Here is an 18,303-nt window from a genome sequence, read left to right on the forward strand (position 1 = left end):
GGAGAAAAGTTATGACCACCGTTGCTGTAGTTGGCGCCACCGGCCAGGTCGGCCGCGTGATGCGCGACATCTTGGAAGAGCGCGACTTCCCGTGCGACCGCGTTCGCTTCTTCGCCTCGCCCCGTTCCGCCGGCACCACGCTGACGTTCCGCGGCCAGGACGTTGAGGTGGAGGACCTCACCCAGGTGACGGAGGCATCCGTCGCCGACGTGGACATCGCCCTGTTTTCCGCGGGCGGCGGCACGTCGCGCGAGTGGGCCCCCGTCTTCGCCGCCGCCGGCGCGAAGGTGGTGGACAACTCGTCCGCGTGGCGCAAGGACGACGAGGTGCCCCTGATCGTCTCCGAGGTCAACCCGGCGGACGCGCGCGACCTGCCCAAGGGCATCATTGCCAACCCGAACTGCACCACCATGGCGATCATGCCGGTGGCCAAGGCGCTGCATGACGCCGCCGGGCTGGTGGCCATGCGCGTGGCGTCCTACCAGGCCGTATCCGGCTCCGGCCTTGCCGGGGTCCGTGCGCTGACGGACCAGGTCGCGTCGCTGGATGACCCGTCCGAGCTGGCCCGCTCCGGCGCCGCGTTGGCGCCCGAAGACTTCGGCCCGTACGTGGCGCCCATCGCCTTCAACGCCCTGCCCTTGGCCGGCAACCTGGTGGATGACGGCACGCTGGAGACGGACGAGGAGCAGAAGCTTCGCAACGAGTCCCGCAAGATCCTCGGCCTGCCCGAGCTGCGGGTCGCCGGCACCTGCGTGCGCATCCCCGTGTTCACCGGCCACACCATGGTGGTGCACGCCGAGTTCGAGCGCGCCATCACCCCGGAGCAGGCCCGCGAGGTGCTCACCGCCGCCCCGGGCGTGGAGGTTGTGGATGTGCCGACCCCGCTCGAGGCCACCGGCAAGGACGACTCCCTGGTGGGCCGCATCCGCCAGGACCAGGTGGTGGACGGCGACCGCGGCCTCATCTTCGTGGTGTCCGGCGACAACCTGCGCAAGGGCGCGGCGCTGAACACCGTGCAGATCGCCGAGCTGCTGGTTTAGGCGGCGGCTACCGCTCGGCGTTTAGCCGCGGCTACCGCTCGGCGCCGCCCTTGCCCGCGGCCTCCTCGGCTGCGGCGGCTTGCTCGGCTGCGGCGGCTTCCTCGGCCTCGCGCTCGCGCATCTCTTCCTCGTCTGCGGCGATGAGCTCGTCGATGGAGTGGTCGTTCCACGGCTCGTCGGGCTCGTACTCGTCCTGCGTCACCGGCTCGGTGTAAGAGACGTACACCACTTCGCCGTCGCGGTCCTCGGGGTCGAAGTCGATCTCGTCGTCCTCCGCCAGCTCCTGGGCAACCTCTTCTTCCAGGGCCTCAACCAGCTCCTCGTCGTCCATCACGGACATGGCGGTCACGTGCTCGAGCTCGCGCTGGTCGTTCTTGGTAAAGCGCTCGCGCGGGTCCAGCTTCAGGCGAGTCAGCTCCATCGCGCGGCGGCGGCGCTGGCCCTCCTTGCGCAGCTTCTGCGCGCCGCGCAGGCGGGCGGCAACCATGACCACGATCAGCAGCAGGCCCAGGTACCCCAGGACGGGGTAGACCACGGAAACCAGCTGCTGGAAGCCCACGAAGGACAGCACGAAGCCCACCAGGCAGGCCGCGATGAAGATGACGCGGAACTTCTCCTCGCGGCCGCGCGCGAGGCGCTTGCCCAGGGCGAAGAACATGCCCAGGGAGGTGGCGAAGATGAGGCCGAAGATCACCAAAGACATCACCACGCCGAGGGTGGGGTTGATGTCATTCATCAGCGTCAGAAGCGGCATGTCCTCGCCGCTAACGTCCTCCACCTTCACCAACAGCGTGACGGCCAGCAGCATGAGCATGATCAGGTAGGCCATGCCGCCAAGGAACCCGCCGAGGCCGGCCGCGCGGGTGTCCAGCTGGTTACCGCCGATGACGAAGGCCATGGAGACCACGCAGATCACGTTCAGGCCGGTGTAGTTCAGCGCGCCGACCCACCAGTTGGGCAAGGTGGTGTCCACCTGCGCGGCCGCCTCGTTCAGCGCGGCCCAGTCCGGGTGGGCGTTAATCAGCGTGTAGCTGCAGCCGAAGATCACCAGGACGAGCAGCACGGGGGTTAGCGCGCCGATGGCTCCGGTGACTTTGTCCACGTCCAGCATGCCGAAGCCGATGGTGATGGCAAGCATGAGCACGGCGCCGATCCAGACGGGGAACCCGAACTGCTGGTTGAGGTTGGCGCCGGCGCCGGCGAACATGACGAAGCCGACGGCGAAGAGGGTGACAATGGTGGCAATGTCCAGGATCCAGGACATGACCTTGGAGGTGATGTTGCCCAGCACCTCCATGTGCTCCTTGGCTTGGAAGAAGGACCCGAGCTGGAGGATGGTCACGCCCGAGATGAGCATCAGCGCGGAGCTGAGCACGGCGCCCCAGATGCCTTGGGTGCCGAAGGACGAGAAGTACAGCAGTGCTTCCTGGCCCGACGCGAAGCCGGCGCCCACGAGCGTGCCGATGAATGCAAATGAGATGAGAATTGCGGTCTTGAGCATGGAGCTCGCTCCCGATGAAATTCGAATTAACAATGAGCGGTCTAAGTTTAGCCAGACCCGGCGGCACTGTCGGCCCCAGCCACCAGATCCTTCCGCGCCCGGGCGACGCGGGAGCGGATCGTGCCGACCCGCACGCCGGCAATTTTTGCGGCTTCCTCGTAGGTGTACCCGAGCACTTGGGTGAGCACTATTGCTTCTCGACGCTCACTGGGCAGCGCATCCACCAACGCCCACGCGTCCATGACCTCCGACCACGTGTTGGGGTTGTCCGGGCTGGCGGTGGTGGCCGCCACGGTGTCGTACTCGGTCGCGGACTTGCGCGGCCTGGCCATGTCGTGGCGCACCGAATCCACCCACGTGCGCCGCGCCAGTGAGAGCAGCCAGGTGCGCGCCGACGAGCGGGCGGCGAAACTGGGCAGGGAGTGCAGGACGCGCAGGTAGGTTTCCTGCGTCAGGTCGTCGGCGTACTCGCGGCCGGCGAGGTGGGCCAGCAGGCGCCAGACGTCATCCTGGGTGCGGGCGATGAACTCTGTGAGCGCGGCCTTGTCGCCCCGCCCCGCCTTGAGGGCGAGGTCGGTGACGTAGTCGTCGTCGCTCCTGCTCACAAGCGGTAACTTTAGCTGGCGTCGCGCCGGTCAACGACGGTGACGCCGTAGAGGGCGCGGCCCATGATGAAGGAGCCGACGGAGCCGACGATCCACACCCCGGCCACCGCGATCAGGGCGAAGATGAGCTCGCCGAGGTCAAAGCCGGTGGTGCTCCAGGAGCGGATGAGCTTGGCCAGGATCAGCAGCGGGAACGCCAGGCACACGAGCGGGCCCAGCAGGTTGGCGCGGGTGAGCGCTTCCTTGGCGCGCACCTGCAGGATGGCGGTGGCCACAACGAACACGGTGGCTAGCACCACGAGGGCGGCGACGATGATTTCTGCGGTGGTCATTAGCGGCGCCCCCTGGTGATGATGCGGGCCATGGAGATGGTGGGGATCACGCCGCACACCAGGGCGGCGAGGATGGCCACGTCGTAGCCGATCATCGTGTCCGTGACTAAGGTCCACACCAGGTAGATGGCAATCATGGCGTAGAACACTAGGTCCGCGATCACGGCGCGGGAGAGCTCGTCCTTGGTCCAGATCACCGCGCCGAGGCCTACCAGCAGGGCGAGGGCCATGACGATCATGCAAGCGGAGATGATTGTCTCGAACATCACTCCATCCTTTCTGCCGGCGGGGTGTCTTCCGCCGCTTGGTCCGGTTCGAGCACCTCGTAGGGCTCCCACAGCACAGCCGCGGCGTCCACCGGAATGTCCTTCACCGCTGGGTTCAGGTGCTCCTCCATGTCTGCCAAGCCCGCGATGATGTCCTCGGGATCGGAGCCGAAGGCGGCTTGGACGATCAGGATCTCGGGCCCGTCCGGCTCGGTGCGGTGCCGCAGGCCCAGGGAGAGGGTGCCCGGGGTGACGGTGATGGAGGTGGAGAACCAGAAGATGTCCCAGTCGCTCTCCACGCGCAGCGGGTAGAAGATGATCACCGGCTCGAGCCCCGAGTCCGGCTTGAACGCGGCGACGGTGGCGTCGATGCCGGCGGCGAAGATCTCTTTGATGATCCAGCCGGTGTAGGCGATCGCGTGCCCGAACTTGCTCATTATCGCTGGCCTCCCTGGATCGAAGCGGTATCCGGCACGCCCACCGGGTCGGCGCCCAGCACCGCGGCGCTGTACGCGTCCACGTTAAGCAGCGCGTCGGCCGCGCCCGTGGTGGCGTCCCACAGCTGGCCCGCGAACACGAACATGGCTAGCGAGATGAGCATGAGGGTGAGCGACGGCAGCAGGAACTTCCACTGCACGTTCAGGGCGTGCGGGTAGTGCTGCATCGGTCGGCCCCAGAACACCATCTTCCACATCCGCATCATGGAAAGCAGCGCGCCGAAGGATGCGACGATGATGGCCGTGATGACCACCCACGAGCGCCAGTCTCCCGGCTTCGCCGCGGCGAGCACGATGGTGACCTTGCCGAAGATGCCGGAGAACGGCGGGAAGCCGACGAGGGAGAGGGCGCCCGCCACGAACACCGCCGAGGGGAGCGGGGCGCGCCTGGCGATGCCGGGGAGCTTGGACAGGGTGCCCGTGCCGTAGGTCTCCTCGATCGCGCCAACGTTGAGCACCAGCGCGCCCACCGTGATCATGTGGTGCAGCGTGTAGAGCAGGCCGGCGGCCAGGGCGTATCGGGCATTTTCCCCGCCCTGGGTGAACGCCAGCATGATCAGGATGAACGGCATGCCGTTGACCATCTGGTAGGCCAGGACTCGGCGCATGGTGGACTCGGTAAGGCCGGCGAAGCCGCCGATCAGCATGGAGATCACCATGAACACGATGATGATCGTGTTCCAGCGGGCGTCCATGTCGAAGATGACCACCCAAATGCGGTAGAGCATGTACACCGCCACCTTGGTGTGCAGGCCGGAGAACAGGCCCATCACGGCTGCGGAGGTGGAGGGGTAGGTGCGCGGCAGCCAGGTGTGCACCGGGAAGACACCCGCCTTCGCGGCGATGGCGATGACCACCAGGCCGGCGGCCACGGTGACCGGTCCGTTGCCGGCTGCGGCACCGCGCAGGGCGGCGATGTTCACCGCGCCGCACACGCCGTAGAGGTAGCCCACGCCGATCACCAGCAGGGTGGAGGCGGCCAGGTTCACCAGCACGAAGGTGCGGGCGGAGAGCAGGCGGTGCCTGGTTCCGGTCATGGCGATCAGGCCGTAGGACGGCATGAGCATGACCTCAATCATGACGAAGAAGTTGAACAGGTCCGCCGCCAGCAGGGCGCCGGAGACACCGGTGATGAGCACCAGCGTCAGCGGCGTGTAATAGCGGGCCTGCGTCTCACCCGCGGTGATGGCGAACCAGTTCGCCGTCACCGCAACGATCATGGTGGTCACCAACATGATGGCCGAGAACTGGTCCGCAGCCAGCGAGATACCCACACCGGCCTGGTACTTGCCCAGCACGTGCGAGATGGGGCCGTGCTCGGCGGTGTAGGCGTAGAGCCAGATGCCGCCGGCCAGGTTGACAAGCGGGATGAGGATGGACAGCGCGTCGTTGACCTTCTTCGCCGGGCTCAGCGCCGTGATGGCGGAGACGATCAGCGGCAGCGCGATGAAGACGGGCAGGAGTGCGCTCGCGGTGGTGGCAGCCATTTACCGCTCCACCTCCATGTCGTGGACCTCTTGCAGCTTCTTCGGGTTGAGGCGGGCGCGGCGCCCGGCGGGGGACAGGGCGGTGGGGCTCAGCTTCATCAGGGCGTAGTTCGAGTCGGTGTAGGTGGGGGTCTCGTAGGGATCGTCGTTGCGGCCAAGCGACGCCAGCATGAGCAGGATCGTGGTGGTGGCCATCGCAATCACGATGGCGGTAAGCACGAACGCCTGCGGCAGCGGGTCGGACATCTCCTCGAACGGCGTACGGGAGGGAAACGCCTCGCCGCGCCAGGCGCCCACACCGGTGGCCAGCAGGGTGAGGTTGGCGGCGTGGCCGAACAGGGACATGCCGAACACCACGCGCACCATGCCGCGCTGCATGACCAGGTAGACGGCGCCGGCCACCAGGACCGCGATAGTCAGTGCGATAACCATTGCTCCTACAGCTCCTTTTCCGTCACTGGCTTCGGGTCGTGCGCCGGGTTCAGCGGCGCGGGGTGCGCCTCCACGGCGTTCTCCGGGTGCTCGGGCTCCGGGATGGAGGGCAGCGGGTTCTCCGGCTCGTCGCGCGAGTAGTCCAGGTTGGCCACCTCGGTGCCCGGGCGCAGGTAGCCGCCCAGGCGGTTGATGGCCTGGGTGACCATGCCGAGCACCGCCAGGTAGATGCCAAAGTCAAAGATCAGCGAGGTGGTCAGGTGCTGGCCCGCAATCTCGCCGTGGATGGCGTACATGAAGCCGCCCTCGACAAAGCCGATGAAGCCGGAGGAGATGGCGATGATGATGCCCCAGCCGGCCAGCTTCACCGGGGAAAGCTCGCGGACGATGAATGTGTCCGCGCCGCGGGAGAGGTAGTTCAGGGCGAATGCGGTGGCGAGCACCAGCGCCGCGACGAAGCCGCCGCCGGGGGCGGTGTGGCCGCGGAAGAAGATGATCACGGAGAGCACCACCAGCACGGGCACCACCAGCGCCGCGGCCTTGCGCAGCGGCAGGGCGTTGAACTGGGACTGGCCGAACGGGCGGGGGCGGGTGCCGGCCTCGAACATGTGCCGCGGCATGGATTGCGTCACCGCGGCGATGACCACGGCGGCCATGCCCAGCACCGAGAGCTCGCCCAGGGTATCGAAGCCACGGAACTCAACGATGATCACGGCCACGATGTTGTCCGCGCCGGTGGCCTCCCCGCCCTGGGTGAGGTACCACTCAGCCAGATCTGAGCGGTCGTGGCGGCCGAGCAGGCCCCACACGCCGAGGAAGGCCACCAGGCCAGCCAGCAGGGCGAAGACGGCGGCGGCCACCTGGCGCCTGCGCGGGGTCTCGGGGAACATGCGCGGCTGGTAGCGCAGCACCACCATCATCACCACCACGGTGAGGGACTCCACCAGTATCTGGGTCAGCGCAACGTCGGGCGCGCCCAGCATCAGCATCTGCAGGCTCATGCCCACGCCGACGGTGCCGATGAGCACCGTGGAGGCCAGGCGGGACCGCGTGGACACCAGGCCCACCACGGACAGCGCGATGATGGCGAAGGGGATCAGGTCCCACCACACGTCGATGCCCTCGGCGCGCGGCGCGAGCGGCACCCCGTCCACACCGGAGGTGAGCAGCGCGGTGGACAGCCCCACCAGCACCACCAGGCCGAAGATAGGGACGAGGTGGCGCGACGGGTTGAAGCTGTCCGCCAGCCTGCCGCACTGCCGGCCCAGCGCCTTGGAGGAGAGGTAGAGGCCGCGCAGGGCCTGGTTGCCGTTAAACGGCAGCAGCTCCTTGTTCTCCGCGCGGGCGAAGAAGGGCTTGCGGGCGAAGAGGATGAAGGCGATGCCGGCCACCAGCACTGCCAGGGAGACGAGGAACGGCGGGGTCACGCCGTGCCACAGGGCCAGGTGCGCGTGGTAGTCCTCGCCGGTGATCGCCCGCACGCCGGCGGAGATCGGCCCGGAAACCGGGACGAGGAGGAAGGGCACTACGGCGGACATGAGGCCGGGGAGCGCGGCGGGCAGCCACAGCGCCACGGGCGCCTCGTGCACGCCGGTGGTGTCCTTCGGGCCGTCCACGAAGCCGCCGAAGACGATCTTGGCGGAGTAGACGAAGGTGAGGAAGGCGGCCACGCCGCCCACCGCCAACAGCACCGCGCCGTAGGGGGACTGCTCGAAGGCGTCGAGGATGGACTCCTTGGACAGGAAGCCGAACAGGGGCGGCACGGCGGCCATGGACGCCGCGGCCACGCAGGTGGCGGCGAAGGTGAACGGCATCTTGTCGTACAACTTGCCCAGGCGGCGCATGTCGCGCGAGCCGGCCTCGTGGTCCACCACGCCGATCAGCATGAACAGGGAGGATTTGAACAGGGCGTGGGCGAGCGTGTGGGTGAGCGCGGCGGCGAGCGCCAGCGGGGTGCCGATGCCGATGGCCGCCACAATCCAGCCCAGGTGGCTCACGGTGGAATACGCCGTGAGGTGCTTCAGGTCGGTCTTGGTGATGGCGAAGGTGGCGCTCATCAGCGCAGTGAACAGGCCCGTGGTGGTGAGCAGGACGTTCCAGGCGGTCACGTCCGCGAAGATGGTGGAGAAGCGCAGCAGCAGGTACACACCGGCCTTGACCACGGCTGCTGCGTGGAGGAACGCGGAGACCGGCGTGGCCGCGGCCATTGCCTCCGGGAGCCAGAAGTGGAAGGGGAATTGCGCGGCTTTGGTAAAGCCGGAGACGGCCACCAGCACGGCGACGGTGACGGCCAGGCCGTGGTCTTGCGCCCAGACGTCGGAGGCCAGGATCTGGGTCAGCGAGGTGGTGCCCGTGCTTGCGGCGGCGAGCGCGAGCGCGGCGAGCAGGGTCAGGCCGCCGAAGAAGGTGAGCGCCAGCGTGCGGTAGGAGCCGTCCTCGCCGGAGGACCCGGAGCGGGCGATGAGCATGAACGATGCGATGGAGACGAGCTCCCAGCCGATGAAGAGCAGCACCACGTCGTCCGCAAGCACGAGCACAAGGACGGACAGCGTAAAGGCCGTCATGATGGTGTAGAAGCTGGTGTTGCCCTCGTTGCGCGGCAGGTACGCGGCGGAGTAGCACATCACCACACCGCCGATCACCAGCGCGAGCAGCGCGAAGAAGATGGAGAGACCGTCCGCCCGCAGCGCGAACTCCACCCCTGTGCCGGGGCCGAGGATGTCGCTGGCCCACGTGCGGTGCCAGGTGAGCGGGTTGCCGTCCGAGACCTCGCCGAGGTGGCGTCCGAGGACCCCCGCCGCGGCGAAGAAGAGGGCGGCGATGGGGTACCCAGCCGCGCGATCCATGGACCGCACCAGAATCGGGGAAAGGACCACCGCCGCGGCCACGAGCGCGAGCACGAGTGGAAGTGTCATGGTGAGTATTTCTATTCTCGGTTGTGTCTGCCTGCCGCCTGTACAAGAAGCGCGTGGTTCACCGTAGCAATCGCTCCCGCAGCGGTGCGCCTCCCCGGTTAGGGCTGCGCTTTTAGTTAAATACTGTGCCATGAAGTGGCGTCTGGGGATAGTTGCGCTCATTTTCGCCGTGGCGGCAATGCTGCCAATGCACCCGGCGTCCACGTGGAGCGCGCCGGTGTCTGGGGGCGATTCGCTTATCGACGCTCGCCGTGCAACCTCCGACGCCGCGGCGCAGCTCAGCCTCCTGACAGCTGGTACTTCGCAGCTGGTGAAGGGCGTGGACCAGCTCGACGAGGGCAAGACGGCGCTCACCGACGCCATCGCCCAGGCCCGCGCCGGCGCCCAGGAACTCTCCGGCGGCATGGTGCAGCTGCAGGCGGGCACCGGCCAGCTCGGCTCGGGCGCCACCCAGTTGGCGGACTCCGTGGGCCAGGTGGTGGACCAGGTGGCCGGCTTCGAGGCCATCCGCGGCCAGGTGGTTGCCGCCATTGACCGCGCGCTGGAGAGCACGAAGGACAGCCGCGACCCGGACGTGGTGGCCTCCCGAGACTCGCTCAAGGCCCTGCGTGAGCAGGCCGCCACCGCGCAGATCCCCGCCGACGCCGTGGCCAAGATGAATCAGCTTCGCGACGGCTCCCGCGACCTGGCAAACCAGCTCGCCGTGCCCGGCTACGCGTACCACGACGGTATATATACAGCCACCAACGGCGCCGCCTCGCTCGCCTCTGGCTTGGCCGAGCTTGAGGGCAAGGTGGGGGAGGCTTCCGGGGGCATAGCGCAGCTTGTCGACGGCGCCTCCAAACTGGACAACCTAGCCAACCAGTCCGCCTCCAAGGTTTCCGCGGTGCGCGCCGCCCTCCCCGTCGCCGTGGCCGCGGGCACCGGTGCCGCTGGCGCTGGCGCTGGGGTCGATGGCGCTGCCGCGGAGGTTGCCGGCGCTTCGGATGTTGCTCGCCCCTCGCTCTCCCCGCTAGCTGCGATGCTGCTTGCAGCCCTCGCCGTCCTGAGCGGCGTGGCGCTGGCCGCCGCCGGGTGGCTCGCCGCGCGCGGGCGCGTCTGGATTCTGGGCACCGGGACCGCGTGCATTGCCGCCGCTGGTGCGGCGCTGGCGTGGGTTCTGGGGAGCCACCTCGGAGCGGCCCCCCTTGCCGGCATTGCAATTTCCATGGCCCTCGGCGTGCTCGCCTCGGCCGGGATCACCCAGGTGCTGGCCGGAGTCTTTGGCCCGGCTGCGGGGCTGGGCATCGCCGGCGTGCTGGCCGTGGCGCAGACTGGCCTGGTTGGCTGGGTGTGGCGCCAGGCCGCGACCACCTCGCTTGAGGGCGCGTGGGTGACCGCGTCCCAGGTCTTCCCGATGCACTGGGCAACCGCCGCCATTGCTGCATGTGCCAACGCAGCAGATTACCGATTGGTGGTTTCCGGCCTGCTGCTGAGCCTCACCGTTGCGGCGGCGGGCTTGGCTGGTGTTCGGCGCTCGGTGCCTACTTGGTGAGGCCGGCGGGGTATAGGCCCGGAGCCGGTTTGTTCGAAACTCTGTAGACTGCCCAAGAACGGTCGAATCCCTTTCGGCACCGTTAAAACACTTGACCACAAAACCAGCGGCGTGGGATAGTTGTATGGTCTGCCCTTTTCGGGGCAATTACTAGTTTCCAATCGCATTGAGCATCGATGTACCGGGGAACTCCCGGACGCATTGTCTGGACACCTTGCCCGGAAGCGGGGGGTACGCAGGTGCTTGGCGATCCTACTTACTAAGGAGTAACTGTGACTGATTCGTCTCGACGTTCACAGAAGCGCGCCCGCACGGGTGTCGCAGCTTCATCTGTCATTGCTTTGGCGCTCGGCGCCTTTAGTGTCGTCGGCCCGGGCCCCCTCGCGCCGTCCGCCGCAGCGGCGGAATTCAAAGGTGGCATCCGCGGCAAAGCCGGCACGGGCGCGATTGAAAAGGACGCTCAAAAGGATTCGGACCTCGATTCAGGGACGTGTGCCGTGGTGGGCAAACCGGAGAGTGGCAGCCAGGCGGGCTTTTCGTGGACGAGCTTTGAACCGAGCACCTCCACTGGAAATAAGACGGAGTGGGGTTTAAGCCTCGCCTTCGACAACTCGAAGGACCGCACCTTCGCGGACTGGAGCTTCAGCAATTCGGGCAACCATGGCGACCTCTTGCCTACTGGCTCGGTTTCCTCCATGGATCCTGATGCTGTATTTCCTGTCGATCCGCCTCTCACAGTCAACGCAAAGGCCGATGAGAGCATCGATATTACGGCAGCCCGCGGCCAGAGAAATTTGAATGTTTTCTCGGACCTGACCGAAGCAGAGGTGCAGCAGTTCGCAAACGCCAGCACCGATAACCGGGTGCGCTACGCGTGGGTTGGAACGTATACGAAAGACAACTCTCAAGGCTCTCAGCATGCCACTAAGGGGGGAAACGCTAGGTACAGGGCTGTGGTCAACCCGTGGCCGAGCGAGGACATTGAATGTAACCCGATCACGGTGTCGTGGGACAGCTTCGAGGAGCATGTCATCGTCCCTGGTGAGAAAACCAAGGTCGGTCACATCAACATTCCGGCGGTTCAGAGCGGCGGTACGGACGATTCGTTGTCCCGAATGGTTGCTGAGGCCTTTAGCGATACTGGCGAATACATCGGCCCTGCTCTTATCGACGATAAGGGAGACATCTACTTCACCTGGCCCGAGTATCGCGGAACGAAGCTGGCGAACAACAGGAACGTGAAGTTCTCCGTTACCGCGAAACCACGATCTGTGGCTCAGCTCCAGACTGCGGTTGAGCACAACAACACCGGAGAGGGCAAAGCGTTTGATGCTTCCAACTCGCTCGGGCGTTACAGCAAGCCGAACGTCATTGACTCGGCGACGTTCACCCTGGACGACACGGAATACCACGACCCGAAGTACGACAAGACCGAAGCGAAGATCATCTCCGGCGTCGATAGCGCCACTGGTCCGCTCGCAACCGAGCCGCAAAAGGTCACCTTCACTCAAGTCCCGGACCTGATCACGGACTTGGAAAAGAAGAAGGCCAACGGCGGCTTCGAGGCCACGGTTGAGCTCGACGAGAGATATGTTTTCGAGGGCTGGACCGTCGAAATGGACGGCGAATACAACGTCACCGTCACTGCCCCGGAAAACCCGAAGCCGGGCACGTTTGCTCAGCCGAGGGTCGTCGTGACGTACTCAAACGGCTCGACGGATGAGCTGAGCCTGCTCGTGATCGTCGATCCGAACAACACCCAGGTCACTGACTTGGTGCGCCCAAACCTCGCCAAGGGCAAGGTGACCGAAGAGATCACCTCTCAGATTGCACTTAAGCCCATCATGAGGGGCTATAAGGCGGTCCACCCGGCGGAGTACGTAGTTGACCCGTCCAGCGTGCCCGATGGCTGGACCGTCACCGTCGACAACACCGGCAAGGTCACCGCGGTAGCGGATGAGTCTGTCGAGCCGGGCACCGTCATCACCCCGAAGGTGACGGCCACCTACCCGGACGGCACCAAGGATGAGATTGAGGTCCAGTTCCAGGCCATCGTGGACATCAAGATCCCTGACTACGACACGGTGACAAACAAACCGAACCAAGACGTCAGCATGAAGCCCGAGGTTCCCGAGCGCGGACTGAGTGGCAACACGACCGACGAGGCCCCGAAGCGCTACACTTTCGAAGACGGCACGACGACGTTCACCTTGACGGACGACAGCGGCACCTGGAACGTCAAGATCAATGAGACCACTGGTGAAATCACCACTACGATTCCGAAGACTGCGCCCGAAGGCTACGTCCTCAACCTTCCGGTGCTCGCCCATTACGACGAGAACAAGCCGCAGAAGGTGAAGGCCACGATCGTCGTAATCAAGGGCGATCTTGCTCCGGTCTACTCGGTAGAGACCACCGGCCCGAACCAAGCGGTTGAGCACCAGGTCGAGGATGCTCCAAAGGGTTCGACGTTCTCCTTCGGCAAGAACGGGGACCAGCCGATCCTTGAGCAGGAAGTAGACGGCTGGAAATACAAGATCGACCCGAACACCGGTGTCGTTTCGTCCACCCCGCCAGCTGACGCGAAGCCTGGCGACAAGAACACCGCGACCGTCAGGGTGGAAACCCAGGATGGGTTGGTGGCTCAGGTTCCCGTCACCACCGTCGTGAAGCTGACCAACAACTGGGAGGCTGAGCCCTCTTACCCTGTTGAGACTGTCTACCCCGGTGATACGGCAAATTTGGTTGTCGATCTCCAGAAGCCGGATAACGTTAGCCTCGCCGAGGACAACCCCTACGAATTGGGTGAGGTTCCCACAGGCTGGACCGTCAGCATCGATAACGACGGCAAGATCACCGCGACCGCACCGGCGGACGCGAAGCCGGGCACCCAGGTGAAGATTCCCGTCACTGTGACCTACGCGGACGGTTCCACGGATACCACTCAGGCGGTTGTGAACGTCGTCGACGTTCCGACGCGCCCGGTGCCATTCGATGTCGAGTACGTCTACGATCCGGAGATCCCCGCCGGCGAGTACAAGACGGTTACCGAAGGCGTCGCAGGTGTGGAGAAGCAGAAGCGCGACGGCACGTGGGAGCAGACCACTGCGCCGACCAACGAAGTCGTCCACATCGGCACCAAGCCGGCCGAGGCATCCAAGGATGTGACCTGGAAGGTTCCGATCCCGTACAGCACGACGACGCGTCCGAACCCTGAGCTTGCTCCGGGCGAGCAGAAGGTTGTGCAGAAGGGTGAGGACGGCGAGCGCACCTACACCGCCAAGTTCACTGCTACCGGTGATCAGGCCTCGGTCGTTGAGTCCGAGGACACGAAGCAGCCGGTCGAGGAGATCATCGAGTACGGCCCGCGCCTGGATGACCAGGAGCTGGTGACCGAGACCACCCGCAAGATCCCGTTCGAGACGAAGATCGTTTTTGACAACACCCTCGAGGCGGGTCAGCAGGTCGTCGATACGCAGGGCGTTGTCGGCGAGGAGAAGGTCACGAGCACCCAGAAGCTTGTTGACGGCAAGCCGTCCGGCGACCCGGTGGTCACGACCACCACGGTGACCGAGAAGCAGGATGCTGTCATCCACGTGGGCACGAAGACCGAGGGTGCGACCACGGTTGAGCACACCGAGCCGGTGCCGTTCGAGACCAAGGTTGAGATCGACCCGAATATGCCGGCCGGGACCTACGAGGTTGTGACGCCGGGTAAGGCTGGCGAGAAGACCGTTAAGGTCACGCAGACCATCGTCAACAGCCAGGTCACCGAGACCAACCGTGAAGAGAATGTCACGGTGCAGCCGGTCACCGAGGTGATCAAGGTCGGTACGAAGCAGGCAACCGCCACCGACAAGGTCGAGTGGACCGAGCCGATTCCGTTCTCCACGGTCGTGCGCCCGAACCCGGATCTGAAGCCGGGCGAGGTCAAGACCGTCCAGGAAGGCGTCAACGGTGAGGCGAAGTACACCGCGACGTTCACCGGCACCAACGGTGAGGCTGCGGTGAAGGAAGAGACCAGCCGCACCGAGCCGACCGACCAGATCATCGAGTACGGCCCGACGATTGCGGACCAGAGCCTGACGTCGACCACGACGAACCCGGTTCCGTTCAACACCACGTTTGTGGCGGACCCGACGTTGCCGGTGGGTCAGCAGGTCGTCGATAAGCAGGGTGAGAACGGTGTCGACACCATCACCTCGACCCAGGAGATCAAAGACGGCAAGCCTGTTGGCGAGCCGACGATCACCACGGATCGCACGAAGGAGCCGGTCGACGCGGTTGTCCGCGTTGGCACGATGACTACGGGTGAGACCGTCAACTCGTACGAGGCGGAGATTCCGTTCCCGACTCGTTTCGTTTACGACACGACGCTTGCTCCGGGCGAGTCGAAGGTGACTCAGGTGGGTAAGCCGGGCACGAAGAAGGTGACGATTACTCAGCTTGTGGTCAACAGTCAGCCGAGCGGTAAAGCGACCACCACTGAGGAGATTGTTGAGCAGCCTGTTGAGCAGGTCGTGACCATCGGTACCAAGCCTGATTCTGCGACCAGTGCAGTGACCTGGACTGCGCCGATCCCGTACGACACGGTCGTTCGCCCGAACCCGGATCTGAAGCCGGGCGAGGTCAAGACCGCCCAGCGGGGCGAGAATGGCGAGAAGAATGTCACGGCCAACTTCAGGGCCACTGGCGGCGACGCAACCTCGAGCACGAGTGAAGAGATCACGAAGCAGCCGAAGGACCAGATCATTGAGTACGGTCCGACGATTGCAGACCAGACTCTGAAGTCTGAGACAACCCGTCCGATCGATTTCGAGACCGAGATCATCTTCGACAACACGTTGCCGGCTGGTGAGCAGAAGGTCGACCAGCAAGGTGAGAACGGCGAAGAGAAGATCACCTCTACCCAGGAGATCAAGGACGGTAAGCCCGTTGGCGAGCCGACCATCACCACTGAGAAGACCAAGCCGGCGAAGAATGCCATCATTCGTGTTGGCACGAACCCGATCACCACTACGTCTACCGCAACGGAACAGGTCCCGACCACCGTCACCCAGACGACGGAAGTTCCGACAACTGTCACTGAAACCACCGAGGTGACGACGACTGTCGACGGAACGCCGACGACGATTACGGAGACGACGGAGATCCCGACAACGGTTCCTACGACCATTACGGAGACCAAGGAAGTTCCGACGACCGTGCCTACCACGGTTAAGGAAACGCAAACCACGCAGGTTCCGACCACGGTCAAGGAGACCGAAACCAAGGAAGTCCTGACTACCATCACGACTACGACGACGGAGACGAAGGAAGTGCCGACTACGGTCAGCGGCACTCCGACTACGGTCACGGAGACCAAGGAAGTCCCGACGACTATCACCACCACGATCCCGACGACGGTGAAGGAAACGGCAACCGCAACCACCACGGTTCAGGCTGAACCGCAGCCTGTCTCCAAGACGGTGAAGCTCCCGTCCACGACGAAGATCATCTTCGATCCGACTCTTGAGCCGGGAACGGAAGTTGAGGATGTCAAGGGCGTCGACGGCGAGGTCAAGGTCACGTTCGAGAATGGCGAGGCCACGGCTGAGACAGTCAAGGAGCCGGTCCAGCGCGTTGTCCGCGTCGGAAGCAAGCCGGCTGAAGGCGTCGAGTGGACTGAGGAGACCCCGTACAACGTCAAGGTTGAAGAGGATCCGAACCTCGAGGCCGGTAAGTACGTCGTCTCCCAGGAAGGCAAGCCGGGCCAGGTCGTCCACAAGGCTGACGGTACGACCGAGAAGACTGATCCGACTGAACAGATCATTAAGGTCGGCACCAAGAACGCCGAGCCTGTCAAGAGCACGTTCAAGGCTCCGATCCCGGCACCGGTCAGGATCGAGTACGACCCGAACCTGCCGGCTGGCACTTACCAGGAGGATCCCGCTAACCCGGGCGCAGATGGTGAGAAGGAAGTCACCGTCACCCAGAAGCTGGTCAACGGCCAGCCGGAGGTGGCCGAGAAGGTCATCACCGAGCCGAAGCCGCGCGTGATCAAGGTCGGCACCAAGCAGCCTGTGGCTGGTGAGAATGTCACCTGGACCGAGCCGATCCCGTTCTCCACCGAGTTCCGCGAGAACCCGAACTTGGCACCGGGCGATACCCGCGTCGTCCAAGAAGGCCAGGACGGTCAGATCACCTACCACGTCGAGTTCAAGGCCAACGGCGAGTCCGCGACGGTTGAGAACAAGGACCAGCGCATCGAGCCGGTGAACCGCATCATCGAGTACGGCCCGCGCGCCAAGGATGATGAGATCGTCAACCAGCTGACCCGCCCGGTCGAGTTCAAGACCAGCGTCATCTACGACGACTCCCTTGACGAGGGCACGCAGGTCATCGTCCAGGGTGAGCTCGGTGAAGAGGTAGTCACCACGACGCAGAAGCTTGTCGACGGCAAGCCTTCTGGCGACCCTGTCACCAAGACGCAGGTCACCAAGGCCCCGAAGAACGCGGTGATCCGCATCGGCACCAAGAAGCCGGGCGCCCCGGAGCTTTCCGAGGTAGTCGACCTGCCGTTCACCACCAAGATCGTCTTCGACCCGACGCTCGAGCCGGGTACCGAGGTCGAGGATATCCCGGGTGAGAACGGCCAGGTGAAGGTCACCGTGATCAACGGCAAGCCGACCGTTGCAACCGTGAAGGAGCCCGTCCAGCGCGTTGTCCGCGTGGGCAGCAGGCCGGCCGACGGAGTCGAGTGGACCGAGGAGAAGGCTTACGAGGTGAAGGTTGTAGAGGACCCGACCCTCGAGGCCGGCAAGTACGTCGTTGCCCAGGAGGGCAAGCCGGGTCGTACCGTCCACAACACGGACGGTACGGAGACGACCACCGAGCCGACGGATCACATCATCAAGGTGGGTACCAAGGGCGAGAAGCCGGTCTACAGCGAGGTTGGGCTGCTGCCGGGTCAGTCTGCGGACATCCAGCCGACCAACGCGGTTCTGGGCAACCGGTACAGCAAGCTCGACTGGCCGAAGGGCTGGACTGGAGACGTCGATCCCGAGACCGGCCAGGTCCACGTGACCGTGCCCGCGAATGCGACGCCGGGCAGCGAGGTTGACCTTCCGATCGAGGTGGATGCCAACGGTGTCAAGTCCACCGTCTTTGCCAAGGTGAAGGTGAACGGCACAGGTGTTGTCCCCGCGCCGGATAACGGCAAGGGCTCTTCGGACACGGCCAAGCGTTGCGTGTCTAACGCGTTCGCGGCCAACAGCCCGATCCTGTGGCTGCTGCCGGTCGCGCTGCTGGGCGCAATCGGTTACGGCGTGAACGAGGCGTTCGGTCCGCAGATCCAGCAGGCAAGCGCCCAGATCAACGAGCAGATCCGCCGCAGCATCCCGGACTTCGGTTTCGGCATCGAGCAGCCGGAATGGGTGCGCCAGATTAACGCTCAGGTCGACGCCATCAACCGCCAGTTCGCTCCTCTGGCGAAGCAGCTCGAGCCGGTTGGCATCGTGCTCGGGGCGATCGCCGCGGTCTCCCTGACCGGTGTGCTTATCGCGCAGGCCTGTTCTGAGGACGGCTTCGACAACGGGCTGATTGCGCTCAGCTCGAAGAAGTAGTCGCGCTGCCAGCACGGCGATGAACTAAACGAAGGCGGCCCGGAAACGGGCCGCCTTCTTTTTTTTGGCTTTGCGCTGGCGGGAATCTGC

At 65.0% G+C, this 18,303-nt stretch carries 11 protein-coding genes; 3 read left to right on the plus strand and 8 right to left on the minus strand.

Annotation, left to right across the window (positions count from 1 at the left end; genetic code table 11):
• The first annotated feature begins 11 nt into the window (after positions 1-11).
• Complete coding sequence (locus BN4252_RS07835; RefSeq protein WP_066528656.1) at positions 12-1,040, plus strand: aspartate-semialdehyde dehydrogenase; 1,029 nt, start codon at positions 12-14, stop codon at positions 1,038-1,040.
• A gap of 31 nt (positions 1,041-1,071) precedes the next feature.
• Here BN4252_RS07835 and BN4252_RS07840 read toward each other — a convergent pair whose 3' ends face one another.
• From BN4252_RS07840 to BN4252_RS07875, 8 genes are read right to left on the minus strand one after another with little or no spacing between them, the layout of a single operon-like run.
• Positions 1,072-2,541 carry a YkvI family membrane protein gene (locus BN4252_RS07840; protein ID WP_066528659.1) on the minus strand — a complete coding sequence of 490 codons (1,470 nt, stop codon included), beginning with the start codon at positions 2,539-2,541 and terminating at the stop codon, positions 1,072-1,074.
• A gap of 47 nt (positions 2,542-2,588) precedes the next feature.
• On the minus strand, positions 2,589-3,146 hold the full coding sequence (locus tag BN4252_RS07845; RefSeq protein WP_066528662.1) for an RNA polymerase sigma factor: 558 nt from the start codon (positions 3,144-3,146) through the stop codon (positions 2,589-2,591).
• Positions 3,147-3,157: 11 nt separating this feature from the next.
• On the minus strand, positions 3,158-3,478 hold the full coding sequence (locus BN4252_RS07850; RefSeq protein ID WP_066528665.1) for a Na+/H+ antiporter subunit G: 321 nt from the start codon (positions 3,476-3,478) through the stop codon (positions 3,158-3,160).
• Positions 3,478-3,744, minus strand: a complete 267-nt coding sequence (locus BN4252_RS07855; RefSeq protein WP_066528668.1) for a cation:proton antiporter — start codon at positions 3,742-3,744, stop codon at positions 3,478-3,480. Before BN4252_RS07855 ends, BN4252_RS07850 begins: the two co-directional genes overlap by 1 nt.
• Entirely contained in the window at positions 3,744-4,181 is a 438-nt protein-coding gene (locus tag BN4252_RS07860) for a monovalent cation/H+ antiporter subunit E (protein WP_066528670.1), read from the minus strand. The genes BN4252_RS07855 and BN4252_RS07860 overlap by 1 nt, the downstream gene beginning before the upstream one ends.
• Positions 4,181-5,728 carry a monovalent cation/H+ antiporter subunit D family protein gene (locus BN4252_RS07865; RefSeq protein ID WP_066528674.1) on the minus strand — a complete coding sequence of 516 codons (1,548 nt, stop codon included), beginning with the start codon at positions 5,726-5,728 and terminating at the stop codon, positions 4,181-4,183. Before BN4252_RS07865 ends, BN4252_RS07860 begins: the two co-directional genes overlap by 1 nt.
• A complete protein-coding gene (locus tag BN4252_RS07870) occupies positions 5,729-6,160 on the minus strand; it encodes a cation:proton antiporter subunit C (protein ID WP_066528677.1) in 432 nt (143 codons plus the stop codon). It abuts the gene before it with no gap.
• Positions 6,161-6,165: 5 nt separating this feature from the next.
• Entirely contained in the window at positions 6,166-9,075 is a 2,910-nt protein-coding gene (locus BN4252_RS07875) for a DUF4040 family protein (protein WP_066528685.1), read from the minus strand.
• 130 nt (positions 9,076-9,205) lie between these two features.
• Between BN4252_RS07875 and BN4252_RS07880 the strand changes: the two genes are divergently transcribed.
• The gene (locus BN4252_RS07880; RefSeq protein WP_078056834.1) at positions 9,206-10,609 is read left to right on the plus strand and encodes a hypothetical protein; all 1,404 of its coding nucleotides are present in this window, start codon (positions 9,206-9,208) and stop codon (positions 10,607-10,609) included.
• A 272-nt stretch (positions 10,610-10,881) separates the two neighbouring features.
• Positions 10,882-18,213 carry a G5 domain-containing protein gene (locus BN4252_RS07885; RefSeq protein WP_078056835.1) on the plus strand — a complete coding sequence of 2,444 codons (7,332 nt, stop codon included), beginning with the start codon at positions 10,882-10,884 and terminating at the stop codon, positions 18,211-18,213.
• The last annotated feature ends 90 nt before the right edge of the window (positions 18,214-18,303 follow it).

The organism is Corynebacterium bouchesdurhonense (assembly GCF_900078305.2).
In the GTDB taxonomy this organism is placed as follows: Bacteria; Actinomycetota; Actinomycetes; order Mycobacteriales; family Mycobacteriaceae; genus Corynebacterium; species Corynebacterium bouchesdurhonense.

Coding starts and splice junctions, on each gene's coding strand:
- BN4252_RS07880 (WP_078056834.1), top strand. CDS start 9,206: ATGAAGTGGCGTCTGGGGATAGTTGCGCTCATTTTCGCCGTGGCGGCA.
- BN4252_RS07840 (WP_066528659.1), bottom strand. CDS start 2,541: ATGCTCAAGACCGCAATTCTCATCTCATTTGCATTCATCGGCACGCTC.
- BN4252_RS07865 (WP_066528674.1), bottom strand. CDS start 5,728: ATGGCTGCCACCACCGCGAGCGCACTCCTGCCCGTCTTCATCGCGCTG.
- BN4252_RS07860 (WP_066528670.1), bottom strand. CDS start 4,181: ATGAGCAAGTTCGGGCACGCGATCGCCTACACCGGCTGGATCATCAAA.
- BN4252_RS07850 (WP_066528665.1), bottom strand. CDS start 3,478: ATGACCACCGCAGAAATCATCGTCGCCGCCCTCGTGGTGCTAGCCACC.
- BN4252_RS07870 (WP_066528677.1), bottom strand. CDS start 6,160: ATGGTTATCGCACTGACTATCGCGGTCCTGGTGGCCGGCGCCGTCTAC.
- BN4252_RS07855 (WP_066528668.1), bottom strand. CDS start 3,744: ATGTTCGAGACAATCATCTCCGCTTGCATGATCGTCATGGCCCTCGCC.
- BN4252_RS07875 (WP_066528685.1), bottom strand. CDS start 9,075: ATGACACTTCCACTCGTGCTCGCGCTCGTGGCCGCGGCGGTGGTCCTT.
- BN4252_RS07835 (WP_066528656.1), top strand. CDS start 12: ATGACCACCGTTGCTGTAGTTGGCGCCACCGGCCAGGTCGGCCGCGTG.